This window comes from Microbacterium murale, from assembly GCF_014635185.1.
Lineage (GTDB): Bacteria > Actinomycetota > Actinomycetes > Actinomycetales > Microbacteriaceae > Microbacterium > Microbacterium murale.
The window spans coordinates 141,682-155,915 of the sequence record NZ_BMCM01000001.1 but is presented as its reverse complement, the minus strand read 5'-3'; the positions used below and the strand labels follow the sequence as shown (position 1 = coordinate 155,915).

General features: G+C 64.2%; 8 protein-coding genes. 7 read left to right on the top strand and 1 reads right to left on the bottom strand.

The window, feature by feature from the left end:
- Positions 1-127 precede the first annotated feature (127 nt).
- The gene (locus IEV67_RS00750) at positions 128-3,139 is read left to right on the top strand and encodes an MGH1-like glycoside hydrolase domain-containing protein (protein ID WP_188434621.1); all 3,012 of its coding nucleotides are present in this window, start codon (positions 128-130) and stop codon (positions 3,137-3,139) included.
- Positions 3,140-3,147: 8 nt separating this feature from the next.
- On the opposite strand, the gene IEV67_RS00745 is transcribed toward IEV67_RS00750, so the two are convergent.
- The gene (locus tag IEV67_RS00745; protein ID WP_229702598.1) at positions 3,148-4,137 is read right to left on the bottom strand and encodes a LacI family DNA-binding transcriptional regulator; all 990 of its coding nucleotides are present in this window, start codon (positions 4,135-4,137) and stop codon (positions 3,148-3,150) included.
- Positions 4,138-4,196: 59 nt separating this feature from the next.
- Between IEV67_RS00745 and IEV67_RS00740 the strand changes: the two genes are divergently transcribed.
- From IEV67_RS00740 to IEV67_RS00715, 6 genes are all read left to right on the top strand, one after another.
- Complete coding sequence (locus IEV67_RS00740; protein ID WP_188434619.1) at positions 4,197-4,352, top strand: hypothetical protein; 156 nt, start codon at positions 4,197-4,199, stop codon at positions 4,350-4,352.
- Entirely contained in the window at positions 4,349-7,549 is a 3,201-nt protein-coding gene (locus IEV67_RS00735; RefSeq protein WP_188434618.1) for a family 78 glycoside hydrolase catalytic domain, read from the top strand. The genes IEV67_RS00740 and IEV67_RS00735 overlap by 4 nt, the downstream gene beginning before the upstream one ends.
- A gap of 151 nt (positions 7,550-7,700) precedes the next feature.
- A complete protein-coding gene (locus IEV67_RS00730; RefSeq protein WP_229702807.1) occupies positions 7,701-8,663 on the top strand; it encodes a carbohydrate ABC transporter permease in 963 nt (320 codons plus the stop codon).
- A complete protein-coding gene (locus tag IEV67_RS00725) occupies positions 8,660-9,532 on the top strand; it encodes a carbohydrate ABC transporter permease (RefSeq protein ID WP_229702595.1) in 873 nt (290 codons plus the stop codon). The genes IEV67_RS00730 and IEV67_RS00725 overlap by 4 nt, the downstream gene beginning before the upstream one ends.
- A 109-nt stretch (positions 9,533-9,641) precedes the next feature.
- Complete coding sequence (locus tag IEV67_RS00720; RefSeq protein WP_188434617.1) at positions 9,642-11,108, top strand: ABC transporter substrate-binding protein; 1,467 nt, start codon at positions 9,642-9,644, stop codon at positions 11,106-11,108.
- 95 nt (positions 11,109-11,203) lie between these two features.
- The gene (locus tag IEV67_RS00715; RefSeq protein ID WP_188434616.1) at positions 11,204-14,206 is read left to right on the top strand and encodes a DUF5722 domain-containing protein; all 3,003 of its coding nucleotides are present in this window, start codon (positions 11,204-11,206) and stop codon (positions 14,204-14,206) included.
- Positions 14,207-14,234 lie beyond the last annotated feature (28 nt).

Below are 14,234 nucleotides of genomic sequence, written 5' to 3'. Positions count from 1 at the left end.
TGCATCATGCTGCCAGTCAAGCAGAAGCCGCCGGTGAGGGGAGATATGCCCGGCGGTTGACACAGTCGGCGGCTTGTGAATAGGCTGATATGAAAGGTTTCAATATCAACGGTGATGGAGATTTCGAATGAAGATCAGCGAGTTCATGACGACGCGGCGTCGATTTCTCCAGGGCACAGGCGGCGGGCTCGTGCTCGCCGCAGCCAGCTCGTTCGTGCGACCATCGGCCGCACTCGCTGGTGAAGAGGACACGTACCGGCTCGAGAACGGTTTCTTCCGCCTGACCGGGGCATACGGCAAGCTCACCGAAGTGGTCTGCGATCCGACGGGCGCGGGAGCCTATGAACCCGCAGCCTTCCGAGGGGTGTTCCTCGGGGCCACTGATTTCTTCACCGCGAGTTTCAACAGCGACGTCGCATTCCAGAGCGCAGACGGCGCCATGGGCCTGACAGGGATTCAGCTCCCGTCGACGGCGTCGCTCAAGCAGGAACAGCTGAATTCACCGGTCCCGCTTCCGGTCGGCAGTACTCTCGGCCAGACCTTCACGACAGCGATGTACCGCTTCACGCGGGTCGGCGGGCAGTTCCCCACGTGGAGCAGCTCGAGTTCCAAGGTCACGATGACGCTCTACTCGGGAAGCCCCGAGACGGGCCTCACCGAGATCGCCGCGAAGGACGTCGAGCCGGTTCAGGACAACGGCTGGGCGTACCTCGATGTCCCCGCGCAGCCAGCCGGCGTGTACTACCTGGAGATCTCCGCCGCCATCGGCACACCTGGATGGTGGAGCCGCCTCGACGGCACCACGGTCGATCTCGGCGGGGTCGCGTACAACAACAGGCAGCGACAGCAGAATCGCACGATGACGCTCGATGTGAGCGGCTTCAACGTCGACGGCGTCGCATCCTGGGATCTGCGGCTCGACGGCCCCAAGATGGCGATGAGCTACGAGGTCCAGTGGAAGGGAGCGGCGCGTGAGGACCCGGGGATGACTTTGATCACTTCCTGGGTGAAGGACGGCTACTCGGTCGACTATGCGGACGGCATCCTGTTCAGTCGCTTCCACGGAGACGAGGGGGCGTATCTGCCGGCCCAGCAGATGAAGCGGCGTGACGCGTGGACGAACCCGGTGACGGGCGCGGCGACCGTGACGGCGACCGGCACCGGGCCCTACGACCTCCAGTTCAGCGGGGAACAGCCGGCTCTTGCCGGAACAATGGCCGTCGACTCGTTGACGCTGGCACTCTCCTCAGGAAGTGCTGACGCCGAAGCGACGATCTCTCGTGCGATCGATGTCGGTCTCATCGCGCACACCGACGAGCTTCCTGCGATCTTCCCCGTGTTCGTCGCATCCGATCAGGCGAGAGCCGCGCAGGTCTCCACGTTCTACTGGGAGCGGGCTTTCAGCTACCGATTCGACGGACACGCGATGGACTGGGCGGACTGGAACGGTCGCATCCTCGACTGGACGGGAACGGCCGGCTCGCGAGCCCAGGCGGATTCACTCCTGAACACGAAGCAGGACGACGATGGCTACGTCTGGTCGTGGCCCGATTCGCAGGGCTGGCCGTTCCCTGACCCGAAGCTCTTCGACGCCAGGCATTTCACCTCGAACGCGATGTACATCCTCGGCACCTGGCGCTACTACTCGTGGACGGGTGACGAAGAGTTCCTCGCCACGATGATGCCCCGTGTGAGGCGGGCGATGGACTTCTACCTCGACTCTCTCGACGGCAGAAGCGGAATCGTCACGATCGATTCGCCGGACCACGACGGCACCGACGGATCCCTCCCTTCCAACTACTGGGATGTCACCTCGTTCGGATACCGGGACGCGTTCCTGAACGCCTACTTCTATGGTGCGCTGGAGGCGCTCGCCCAGCTCGAGGAGCACGGCGGCGACAGCGGCAGGGCTGCACGGTTGAGAGGCGTGCGGAAGATCACGAAGAAGCGCTACGGCCACACGTTCTGGAACAAGGACGCCGGCAGGTACGTGCAGGCTGTCGACGTCGACGGGGTCGCTCATGACTACGGTTCGACGTACGTCAACCTCGAGGCCGCATCCTTCGGCCTCCCCACCGACGAGCAGGCGGCGAAGATCTTCGATTGGCTCGACAACGGCCACACCGAGCTGCAGGACGCCGTGGTCCTCATCGAGAGCGGTGGTCTGGCTCCGAGCATCGAGCCTGGGCACAGCATGGCGCAGAGTTTCACCGCCGACACCGCGTTCGTGAGCGTGGCCGCGCGCTTCCCGACGTACGGAGCGCGTGGGGCGGCGTTCACGATGACGCTGTTCGCGGGGACGCCGTACAGCGCGAGCGCCGTCAAGGTCGCCGAGAAGCAGTTCACCGACTGGTCGGACGGGCGGGTCGCGCACATCGAGGTTCCCAAGCAGTCGCCCGGCGTGTACTACCTCGAGGTGTCGAACGTCACCGGTGCGCTCGCCTGGTGGTCATCAGCGAATGGCGCTCCGGGCGGCGCGGCGTACTTCGACGGTGCGCTCGATCCCAACGCCTCGTCCCGGTTCCTCGTCGCCCTGGGCGAGTACTTCGAGGGTCCGGCTGACATCTATTCGAAGTGGGTGTTCGCGCCGCGCTCGACGACCCGTCGCAACAGCTACTGGTTCTTCCTGACGCATCTGACGACGCCGTGGGGCGACGAGGTGCAGGACGGCGGTGCCATCCTGTACACGTCCGGGTTCGATGTCATGGCGCGCGCCCGTTACCGGGGTGCGGACGATGCGTGGGCGCGGATGACCGCGATGCTGGATCGCTGGAGCGAACCGGACCACATCAGCGGTGGATCCCCCTTGTTCCGGGGCGAGGGCACGGTCAACAGTCCGGGTGCCACCTCGGTCGGAACCGATATCCCGTTCCCCGAGAGCGGGCTCGCCCCCGCGAGCTTCCTCTACGCCTTCATCGGGGTCGAGGCGGAGCCGGATGCGCTGGTGATCACCCCGAATCTGCCTACGGCGTTGACGGATGCTGGTGTGCGTCACCTCGTCTGGCGCGGAAAGCCGCTGGAGATCCTGGTCACCACCGACACGGTGTCGCTCACGGGTGAGGGCGTGGCATTCTCCCAGCCGTACGCGGCCGGCGACTCCGTGCGGATCGAGCCCTCGCAGCTGTCGCTGGGAGGGTGATCGGGCAGTCAGGTTCGCTGGGAACTCGCCCTCACGATGAGCTCCGGCTGGATCACGATGCTGCGCACCGGCAGCGCCTCCGAGGATTCAGCCTGATCCTTCACGAGGTCCACTGCACTCCGGCCGAACACCTCTCGAGGCCTTCGAACGGTCGACAGCGGCACGGCCGCTGTCGAAGCGAAGTCGATGTCGTCGTAGCCGACGAGAGCGATGTCTTCGGGGATGCGCACGTCCGAGCCGGAGGAGATGGCCTGCATGACCCCCATCGCCAGGGAGTCGTTCGCCGCGAAGATGCCGTCAGGCCAGAGCTTCCTCGGCCTGCTCAGCAACTGTTCGCCGACTGCCAGACCCGCCTGAACCGACCGCTCCGACGTGGGGAGGACCTCGAGTGCGACGCCGGAGTGCGCAGCGACGGCGGCACGAGCGCCACGCAGCCGCTCGGAGATCTGGTGGATCTGGATCTCGCCACCGACGAACGCGATGGATCGACAACCCTGTTCGATCAGGTGCGTGACAGCCCGCTCGGCGCCGAGGAAATCGTTCACGGATGTCGACGAGAAACGATCCGAGGGACCGTACGCGTCGACCAGAACGGTGGGGATCCGCCGCGTGGAAAGGGTGTCGAGTTCCCGCTGCCTCGTCATCCCGGATGCAAGGATCACGCCGTACACGCGCTGCTGCACGAACATCTCGATGTAGCGGCCTTCGCGTTCTGGATCACCGTTGCTGCTGACGATGAAGAGGTAGAGTCCGTTCTCGGCCGCGCGTCGCTCCATCGCCTCAGCCACGTCGCCGAAGAACGGATTGTTCAGCTCGAGGGCCACGAACGCCAGGGTCTTGCTCGCGCCCGCCCGCAACTGGCGGGCGGCCTCGTTGCGGACATATCCCAGGTCGCGGATCGCCTTCGCGATTCGCTTCTTCGTGCCGGGGGCGACGCGAAGCGGAGTGTTCAGATACTTGGAGACCGTGCCGATCGACACATCTGCACGGAGTGCCACATCTCGAATACTGACCATATCAATCGCTCCCGCTGTCGCGGATCGTCCTGGATCCGAAAGTGTCGCTGACTGATGATCATATCGATTGCCAGCCTTGGTTCGTTGATATGGCAGCAATTGATCTCTCGGATCTTGCCTTTGCTTATGATACGTTTCACCGCGTGCAGCGTTTGCTGATGATGGCGTCGAGGGTGACCGGGGGATACGACAGATGAATCGACCGGGCATCGCCCCCGCGCAGACCGTCGCTCCAGGGGAGGAAGACCTCGCCGCACCGTTCGCGCTCACCGTCGACCGTCGCCCTGCCCTGCGGACGATCGACGATCGTCTCGTGCCCACGGTGTCGTCGAAGAACCCCGTTCTCGCTTGGAAGTCGGCGTCCTCACCGCAGTCGGTGGACGTCGTCGGATTCGAGGTCGACATGAGCGACGACTCAGGTCGACCGGTGTGGACGTCGGGGACCGTGGAGTCCGCCGACCACCACGTGGTCGTGGACGGTGACCTCGAGCCATTGCGGGTGTACGACTGGCGGGTACGGATCGTCGACAGCGACGGGCGGCGCTCGCAGTGGGCGCGCTCGCGCATGGAGACCGGTCCGTTCGACTATGCCCAATGGAAGGCGTCCTGGCTGTCGGTTCCGCATCTCGCTCGCGTCGTGACGCACTTCCGGATGAGTTCCACCGTGAGCAGGGCGCGTCTGTATCTCACCGGCCAGGGGGTCGTGCGGGCATGGGTGAACGACGCCGTCGTCAATCCGGACCGGATGGATCCGACACGAACAGACCTCGTTCGAGCGCTCTACCGAACCTATGACGTCACTGATCTCCTCTCTGACGGGCAGAATGCACTCGTCTTCGTCGCCGGGCTGGGGGAGTGGGCGCGCACGGGCGAATCGCCTCGGCTGCTGGCTGAGCTCGTAGTGTGGCATGAGGACGGCTCCATCACCCGTGTGAGTCCGGGCGTCGGTTCTGGGATCAGCTCGTCCGAGGTCACGGACGATGTGCCGTTCTATCTTGAGCGGCACGATCAGGGTGCCGTCTCGCGCGGGATCTCGCCGTCGACCATCCAGATCCTCGAACCTGCGGACCTGCCGGAGTCGCCGGCAACGCCACCGTCGATGATCGCCTCGGACGGGACCCCACCCGTGCGTGAGGTCGCCGTCTTCACACCGACCGAGTTGGAGCGGACTCCCGAGTCCCGGCTCTTCGACGTCGGCGTGAACATTGCCGGCCGGTCAAGACTGGTGGTGCATGGCGGGGTCCCGCGGGGCACGATGATCCGCGTGCTGCACGGCGAACACATCGGCGGGGACGGTCATATCGACACGACGAACCTCACCATGCCTTTCGACGACGGCCGCGAGCGGCAGTTGATCGAGTACGTGGCGAACGGCGATGCAGGGCAGGCGTATGAACCATGGTTCGTCTACCACGGCTTCCGCTACCTGGAGGTTCGAGGCCTTCCGTCCGATGCATCCGTCACAGTCACCGCTCACTCGATGCACACCGACCTTGCGCGATCCGGCTACGTGTCCACTGACAGCACGGTGATCGATCGCCTCCTGACGATGGCGGAGCGAACGCTGCTGAACAATGTGCATGGCGTGCCGGAGGACTGCCCGACGCGTGAGCAGGCCGCGTGGACCGGAGACACAGCATCGGTCGCGGAATATGAGCTGGCAGCCTTCGACAGTGCGGCGTTCCTGGACAAATGGATCGCCGACCTCGAGACGAGCCAGCAGCCTGACGGGCAGCTTCCCGCGGTTGCGCCGGACATGCACGCGAGCCGCATGCCCTCGGACCCGGTGTGGGGTTCCGCACTTCACCGCATGCTGCGGGGCCACCTGCTGCACTACGGCGACCTCAGCCTGGTTCGACGCGCGCTTCCGACTCTGCGCAGATGGGCGGACTTCCAACTGGGCTGTGTGGACGAGGACGGCATCGTCTCCCGCTCTCCGATCAGCTACGGCCACGACTGGCTTGCGCTCGAGCAGACGCCGCCGCCCATTCACCACACCGGCGCCGTGATCGACTGTCTGCTGGCGCTCGCGGATCTTGAGGAGGCGATCGGCGATACGGATGCCGCAATCCGCCGCCGCGATTCCGCAGACGCGCTGCGACGTTCTGCTAGGCGCCAGTTCTTCGACCCGACATCCGGCACCTTCGGCAACGGGTCCCAGGGTTCATTCGCCGTCGCCATCGAGACCGGCATCCTGACAGGTGAAGAGGCGCACCGCGCCGGCGAGCGGCTCGTCGAACGCGTGCGCGAGCGGGGCAACCGCGTGTCGGGTGGCTTCGCCACGACGCGCAGTGTGGTGCGGGCACTGACGATGATCGGGGCATCCCAGACCGTCGCAGACATCCTCTCGCAATCGGAGGCCCCCGGCGTCGGTGCGATGCTGACCTCGGGTCCGGGCACGTTCTGGGAATGCTGGTGGATCGATCCGGCGAACACGGGCACCGGCTCCCTCAATCATGTCGGCCTCGGCGGGCCGTTCGCGGCTTGGGTGTGGGAGGGACTGGCGGGTCTGCGCCCGACGGCGCCAGGGTATTCCACGTTCCGAATCGAACCGCAGTTCGTCGCGCAAGTGAACACGCTCGAGCTTCGCACTGAGACGGTGCGGGGCGAAGTGGCCGTCGGTTACACGCGTGAGCGCGCCGGTACGCGATCCGAGGTCACGGTGCTCACGGTCACGGTGCCGCCGCGCAGCGAAGGCACCCTGGTGATCGCGGGGCGGGCGGATGCCGTTCTTTCTCCGGGCACACATGTGATCACGGTGCGGCCGTCAGCCGACGCCCTTCGTTCCTGCGCATCGCCCTCGTCCCGAGGCACATCGACTTCATCCCGAGGCGCGGCGATCGACGGTCGCGATCTCCTCGCAGCGGATGTCGTGGGTTCGCGTGCCCTACTGGAGCCCGCGCGGCTCTCTCCGGGGCGTGCCGCCCCCACGATCGAGTCGCTTCACCGTCTGAGATGCATGCCGGTTCCGCACGAACAGCCTGCGCATTCGGTGCAGAAGATCGTCGCCACGGCCGGCGGCATCGGCGCTCCGACCGTGCTGCTCGCGCTTGCAGCCCCGATTCCGGTCGCCGGGGTCACCTTCTTCTACGCACTGATCGATCAATGCCTCGCTGGTCCGGATCGGGTCGCGACTCCCTTCTTCCGGCTGCGTCTGAGCAACGGCGAGACGCGATCGAGCTCCGGTGCGCTGTGGCCGGCCGGCTGGAACCGTGTAGCGGTGGACGTCGCTGATCTCGACGACGAGCTCGCGGTCACCGAGATGGAGGTCGGCCTCGAGTACCGGCGTGACGCTGCGGGCAACGCGCTGGCGCTCTATCCGGCTCAACCCGGCATCCTTTCCGGATTTCATCTCAGCGAGATCGGGTTCAGCACGGTGGCTCGCACATGGTGAGCGGGGCAGAGAATGAATCGATTTCTACTTGGAAACACTTGACATACATGGCGATATACCGCGATCATAATGAAACGTTTTATCTTCATGTCGAAGCGGCTGCTCCAGTTGCTTCCGATTCGAACTCGATGATGAGGGGCTGATCTTGGTCGTGACAGTCGATGCGTCTGCGCTCAGCACGTCGGTACCGTCGGATTCGCAGAACACGGTGCGCGCACCGCGCAAGCGGGTGGTGCGCTGGTGGCTCTATCTCGCGCTGCTGCCGCTCGCCGTGCTCATCGGATACTTCGCGTATTACCCGGCCGTCTCCGCCATCTTCTGGTCGTTCTTCCACTGGCAGCCGGCAGCGGAGTCGACGTTCCTGGGATTCGACAACTACATCACCATGTTCAGCGACCAGATCTGGTGGTCGTCGTTCAGGAATCTCGGCATCATCTTCCTGTTCTCCGTGGTCGCATGGGTGTTCCCACTGCTCGCTGCTGAGCTGCTCATCTCGCTCAGAAGTGCACGCTGGCAGTTCACGATGCGCACGCTCCTCATCGTTCCGATGGCTTTCCCCGGTGTGGTGACAGCGCTGGTGTGGGGCTTCTTCTACAGCCCGAACGACGGCGTGATCAACCAGGCGCTCAAGGCGCTCGGGCTGGAATCGCTGGCACAGAACTGGACGGGGCAGGCGAGCACCGCGCTGCTCTCGCTGCTCTTCGTCGGCTTCCCGTTCATCGCAGGCCTGCCGTTCCTGATCTTCTACTCGAGCCTGCAGAACATCCCGACCGAGGTGCTCGAGGCGGCTCAGCTCGATGGCGTGGGGCGCTTCGCCCGGTTCTGGCAGATCGACCTGCCCCTGATGGCGAGCCAGGTTCGCATCCTCGTGTTCCTCGCGATCGTCGGCACCCTGCAATACGGCTTCGTCGCATACGTGCTGACCTCCGGCGGGCCGGACAACGCGACGATGGTGCCCATCCTGCGAATGATCAACGTCGCCTTCCAAGGCGGTGATTGGGGCTACTCCGCAGCCCTGTCCACCACTTTGTTCATCATCACCATCATCATCAGCGCCGTCGTGGTCGTGGCGCGCAGACGTGACTCATCGACGACCGACGGAGGTGCGATGTGACCGTCGTCCAGTCCCGCAGCGAGATCACCGGTGCGACGAGAAGGCGCTCCGGACGGGGGTCGCGGCAGATCGGCATCAAGACCGTGCTGATCCTCATCGCGACCGTCGCACTCGCGCCCTACCTGTTCATGGTGGTGACGTCTTTCAAGACGAACCAGCAGTTCGCCGACAGCTTCTGGCAGGTCGCGTTCCCGCTCCATTTCGAGAACTACTCGGTGGCGTGGGAGCAGATCCAGCCGTATCTGCTCAACACCGCGATAGTCGCGGTGATCTCGATCGTGCTGATCCTGTTGATCGCATCGATCTCCGGTTTCGTGCTTGCGCGCTATCGATTCGCTGGCCGGGGGCTCATCTTCGGTGCGGTCCTGGTACTGATGATGGTGCCTGGCCTGGCCAATCTGATCCCGCTCTTCATCATCATGAAGGATCTGGGACTTCTGAACACGTACATCGTGCTGGTGGTGCCGTACACGGTCGGCGGCAGCGTGCTCGGAACCATCCTCATTCGCAACTTCGTCGAGGGAATTCCTCAGACGCTGTTCGACGCGGCTCGCCTGGACGGCGCCAGCGGCGCGCGGATGTATTGGTCCGTGATGCTTCCGCTCTCGCTCCCGGTTCTCGGAACGATCTCGTTGCTCACGGTCAGTGAGGTGTGGAATGACTTCTTCTGGCCGCTCCTCGTGATCTCTGACAACAATCTGCGCACGGTGTCGGTCGGGCTGCAGTTCTTCCAGGGTCAGAACGCGACGGACTACGGTCCTCTGATGGCCGGCTACCTGATCGCCAGCCTGCCTCTCGTCCTGCTCTTCACCTTCCTGTCGAAGTACTTCCTCGCCGGAGTGCAGGGCGGCGTTCCTGGCGCGCACTGAATCGGCTCCCCTGGTGCAACAGGAGGTGGGGATCGGCCGGTCGTCGAATGAAACGATTTACTCTCGCACCACATCAGTCCCGAACATCGACAAGTGAGAAAGAGGAAACATGCTCAATTCAACGAAGACGTTGCGTCCGAGCCGGAGCGGTTTGGCCGTGATCGCGTCAGTGGCGACGCTGGGCACAATCGCAGCGCTCGCCGGATGCGCCCCCGGCGGGGGCGATTCGGACACGGTGACCATCACCCTTTCCGGACCCAACCAGTTCACAAGCGACACGAAGACATTCGGTCCGGCGTGGGACGAGCTCATCAGCAATTTCGAGAAGGACAATCCCGACATCAAGGTGAAGACCAACGTGCTGCCGCTCAGCTCGTGGTCGCAGACATCGGCCGCGCAGCTGACGGCCGGCACCGCGCCGGAGTTGATCTTCAACCAGACGACTCATGCCCCCGACCAGGTCGTCTCGCTCGATGAGGCGCTGGCGGAGCCGAACGAGTTCTCCGACACCGGCAAGCCGTGGATCGAGGACTTCAACTCGAAGTACTTCGGCGGTGAGGACCGTCTGGGTCAGAACACCGCGGGTCACTACGAGTCGATCCCGTTCAACCTGGTGTCGGTCGGCATCTACTTCAACAAGGACATCCTCGATGACGCCGGTGTCGACGTCGATGACCTTGCGACTTTCGACGGGTTCCTCGACGCATGCGGGCAGATCACGGATGCCGGCTACATCCCTCTCGCGACAGACAATGGCAATCTGCCGGTCGGTTGGGCGTCGACGGCGCTGTCGTCGATGCTGCTCGTACCGGAGACCGAGGCTGTCAACCAGTTCGGTGCGGACGGTGAAGCGGGTACGAGCTCGCCAGTGACCGTCAAGAGCGTGGCGCACGGCTATCTCACCGACGAGATCAACATGTCGGAGGACCCCGGTTTCGCCGCCGTTCTCGAGTCGCTCAAGACGCTCTACGACGAATGCGCGACACCGAACTGGTCCGGCATCAGTTCGGAGGGGGCATTCACCGGAGGGACGGACTTCCCCGGCAACAAGGCCGCGATGGCATGGGGTACCAACTTCGCCTCCACGCAGCTCAGCACGGTGGACTTCGAGTACGGCACGATCCCGTTCCCGACGCTCACGAAGAGCGATTCGGATCAGGCGACCGGTGAGCCGGCGCAGTTCGGCGTCAACAACGGCGGAACTGCCTACATGATCCCGGCGTACATCAAGGGCGAGCAGCTGGATGCGGCGATCACGTTCCTGCAGTACGTCTCGAGCCCCAAGGTGCAGACCTGGCTCGACGAGACGGGAGGCATTCCCGCGGTGTCCGCGCTGACTGCCCCTCCCGGCCTTGAGGCGATGAACGACGGCGCGTGGGCGACGCTCTCGCTCGGCGGACAGAACGGCGGCCTGTGGCGGGGGCCGAAGGCGGTCTCCGCCGAGAACACGCGCACCGGCTATCTCCTCGGTACGACGTCGCTCGAGGACGAGCTGATCAAGCTCAATGACAACGCCGTCGCCTGGGCAAAGGAACAGGCCGTGGAAGCGAAGTGGACTGAGGACTGGGCTCAGTAGTCCGCAAGCCGCACCGCCCGCGATCCGATGGCGGGTCGATGGCGCTCGCCATCGGCCCGCCGACAGAACAGCTGTGCCTTACGAGAGGAAGTGTCATGCCCATCCGTAGAAAACGATTCAGCGGGATCGCGGCGATTGCGACGACGGCCGCCCTGCTTTTGAGCGGTGTCTCCGCCGGGGCCGCGATCGCGTCGCCGAGGCCGGCCGAACTGCCGGTTGTCGAGTCGAGCGCCGGTATCGCATCCGTCGCTGTGGCAGACGAGATGGTCACCATCACCGGCTTTGCCGGCGCCGAGAACGCCGGCACCGACGTCGACGTATCCGTCTCGAGCGCACACTCGGCCGCGGGGGTCGACGACGCGCAGGAGTTCGGCACTGCCGTCGCCGGCGCAGACGGCTCGTTCTCTGTCGAGGGTCCACGCCTTCAGGCGGACGGAACAGACAACCTCTACGGGCAGTTCACCGCGGCCGTCGACGGCGATGCGATCGGTGCGCCGCACTTCGCGGACGACCTGCGCTTGACCGCCGCGAGTACGGCGGAGTTTCCTCAGGTGCTGGATAAGAAGGGCCTTCAGGTAGCGCTGTCCGATGATGCTGAGAGCCTCGGCGTGCAGCATGCGGCGATCAACCTCGACCTGGCCGGGATCATGCTCAACAAGAAGACGAGCGATGACAACATCCCCTTCACCAGTGGCGGCCAGGAGTATTACTTCGACGCCTCCGAAGTCGAAGCACTCGACACCCAGATCAAGGCGGTGTCGGACAACGGCGCCCTGGTCAACCTGATCGTGCTCCTCTACGAGCACGACGACGAACCCGACAGTGCGGCGAACATCCTGATCCACCCTGACGCCTCGCGCGAACCCGGCGCCGGGCCGGTGTTCGGGTTCAACACGGTCACGGATGAAGGCGTGAAGTACACCACAGCCGCGATGGAGTTCATCGCGAGCCGCTGGTCGCGTACCGACGAGCAATTCGGGCGTGCGGTCGGCTTCATCGTCGGCAACGAGGTCAACACGCAGTGGATCTGGTCGAACTCGGGTGAGAAGACGATCGATGAGTTCCTGAACGACTACTCGCGCGCGCTGCGCATCATGTCGCTGTCCTCGCGCAAGTACTACGACCAGGCGCGTACGTATACTTCGCTGACGCAGCACTGGACGGTTCCGGCCGGCGGAAATTCAAACCGCTTCTATCCGTCCAAAGACGTGATCGAGAAGCTGAACGCGCTCTCGAAGGCAGGCGGCGACTTTCCCTGGTTCATCGCGTACCACCCGTATCCCCAAGACCTTTTCCACCCGGACTTCTGGAATGACACGGATGCGACAGACACCATCGATACGAAGCTGATCACGTTCAAGAACATTCAGGTGCTTCCGGAGTACTTGGCAGCGGACGAGCTGTTGTACAAGGGTGAACCTCGCAGGATCATCCTTTCGGAGCAGGGCTGCCACACTCCAGGCCCTGGTAGCAATCTCACGCTCGATGCGGAGAAGCTGCAGGCGGCGTGCTTCGCGTATGCCTATTACAAGATTCGCTTCCTGCCGTCGATCGACAGTTTCATCCTGCATCGCCATGTCGATCACCAGCTGGAGGGTGGACTGAATCTCGGACTGTGGGCATACGACCCCAGTGCGGACAAGCCCGATGCGCCATTGCGTCACAAGTACAGCTATGACGTGTTCAAGTACATCGACACCGCGCGCTCACTCGAAGTCACCGACTTCGCCAAGGAGATCATCGGGATCGATGACTGGGCTGATGTGATCGACGGTTTCGATCCGGATGCTCTCGACGAAAGGCGCATCACGACGACTGTCGGAACACGCGTGGACGGGCAGGTGACTGGCTCCGCTCTGCTGGGCGCATTCGACGTCGACGAGAACGGTTGGGAAGTATCGGACAACGTGGCCGAGGCGACAGCCGGCGAGGGAGTGCTGCACGTCGTCGACGCTCCCGGCATGTACGCCAAGCAGTGGCGAAGCGTCGCCAAATCGTTCACGGCGGACGATGCGATCGCGGCCAGGGGCTGGCTCTCTGCATCTGTGCGGCTGCCGGTCGACACCGAACTGGGTACGGACACGTTCGTGCAGATCAGAGCGACGACATCCTCCGGCCAGGTGATCGAAGGCGAGGCGAGGGTTCTGGCGGATGGAGAGTTCCATTCCGCTGCACTGCAGTTGCCGGAAGCGGTGGCCGGCGACACGCTGGTCAGGGTGAAGGTCATGGTGCGCGGCACCGGGACATCCAGGCCGGTGACCTCGTTCGATCTCGAGTCCGTCTCGCTGTCGAAGTCGGTCGCGACCTCCCAGTCTCCGAATGTCGTGGTTGCCGCGGCAGCGGATAGCGCCGACCTCGTCGGGTCGACGCTGACCGTGTCTCTCACCAATCTGGATGTGGATGCGCTTCGCGGTGCCGTACGCATCCCGAATGACTGCGGCGATATCGATGTGAGTCGGGATGCTGCGCGGATCCCCGAGACGCCAACAGGTGGCGTTGCCGCACTGGAGTTCACCGTGAGTGCAGTGCGCGGTGACGCGAGCACGCTCTGCGTGAGCCTGGGACGTCACACTGTCGAGGTGGAAGTGACAACGCCTCCACCCGCCCCGAACGGCAGATACGACTTCGAAATCGATACGCAGGGATGGGAAGCCGGAGCGAACGTCGACTCGATCGCCAGGGTCACCAGCTTCGCCAACGGCCCTCGCACGCCCCATGGTGGCGTCGGAGCACTCGAGGCGACGAGTCGGCCTGCGCCGGCGACGTCCCCGCGCGTCATCTCGGCGACACCGGAGAAGGCGGTCGATCTGAGCGCGGCGACGTCGGTGCACGTGTGGGCGGACTCATACGGAGGTGCCCCTGGTGCCACCGGCTACGTGGCCACTTTCACCCTGACCGCCGCCGACGGCACCACAGTGACGACTCTGAACACCGAGTTTTCGCCGGACAAGTGGAACGAGCTGTCGATCGATGTGAGCGGCTGGGACTCTCGCAACGCCGTGGTCTCCTTCGAGGTCTCGTTCGCGGCGATCGGCACCACGTATCCCAACTGGGTTCCGAAGTTCCAGATCGACGACGTCGGGTATCTCACGGAGTAGTCGAAAGCGGGGCCAGGACCGATTGATC

Bases quoted from the DNA above. Each gene is read 5' to 3' on its own strand.
- IEV67_RS00750 (WP_188434621.1), top strand. From the start codon at position 128: ATGAAGATCAGCGAGTTCATGACGACGCGGCGTCGATTTCTCCAGGGC.
- IEV67_RS00735 (WP_188434618.1), top strand. From the start codon at position 4,349: ATGAATCGACCGGGCATCGCCCCCGCGCAGACCGTCGCTCCAGGGGAG.
- IEV67_RS00720 (WP_188434617.1), top strand. From the start codon at position 9,642: ATGCTCAATTCAACGAAGACGTTGCGTCCGAGCCGGAGCGGTTTGGCC.
- IEV67_RS00715 (WP_188434616.1), top strand. From the start codon at position 11,204: ATGCCCATCCGTAGAAAACGATTCAGCGGGATCGCGGCGATTGCGACG.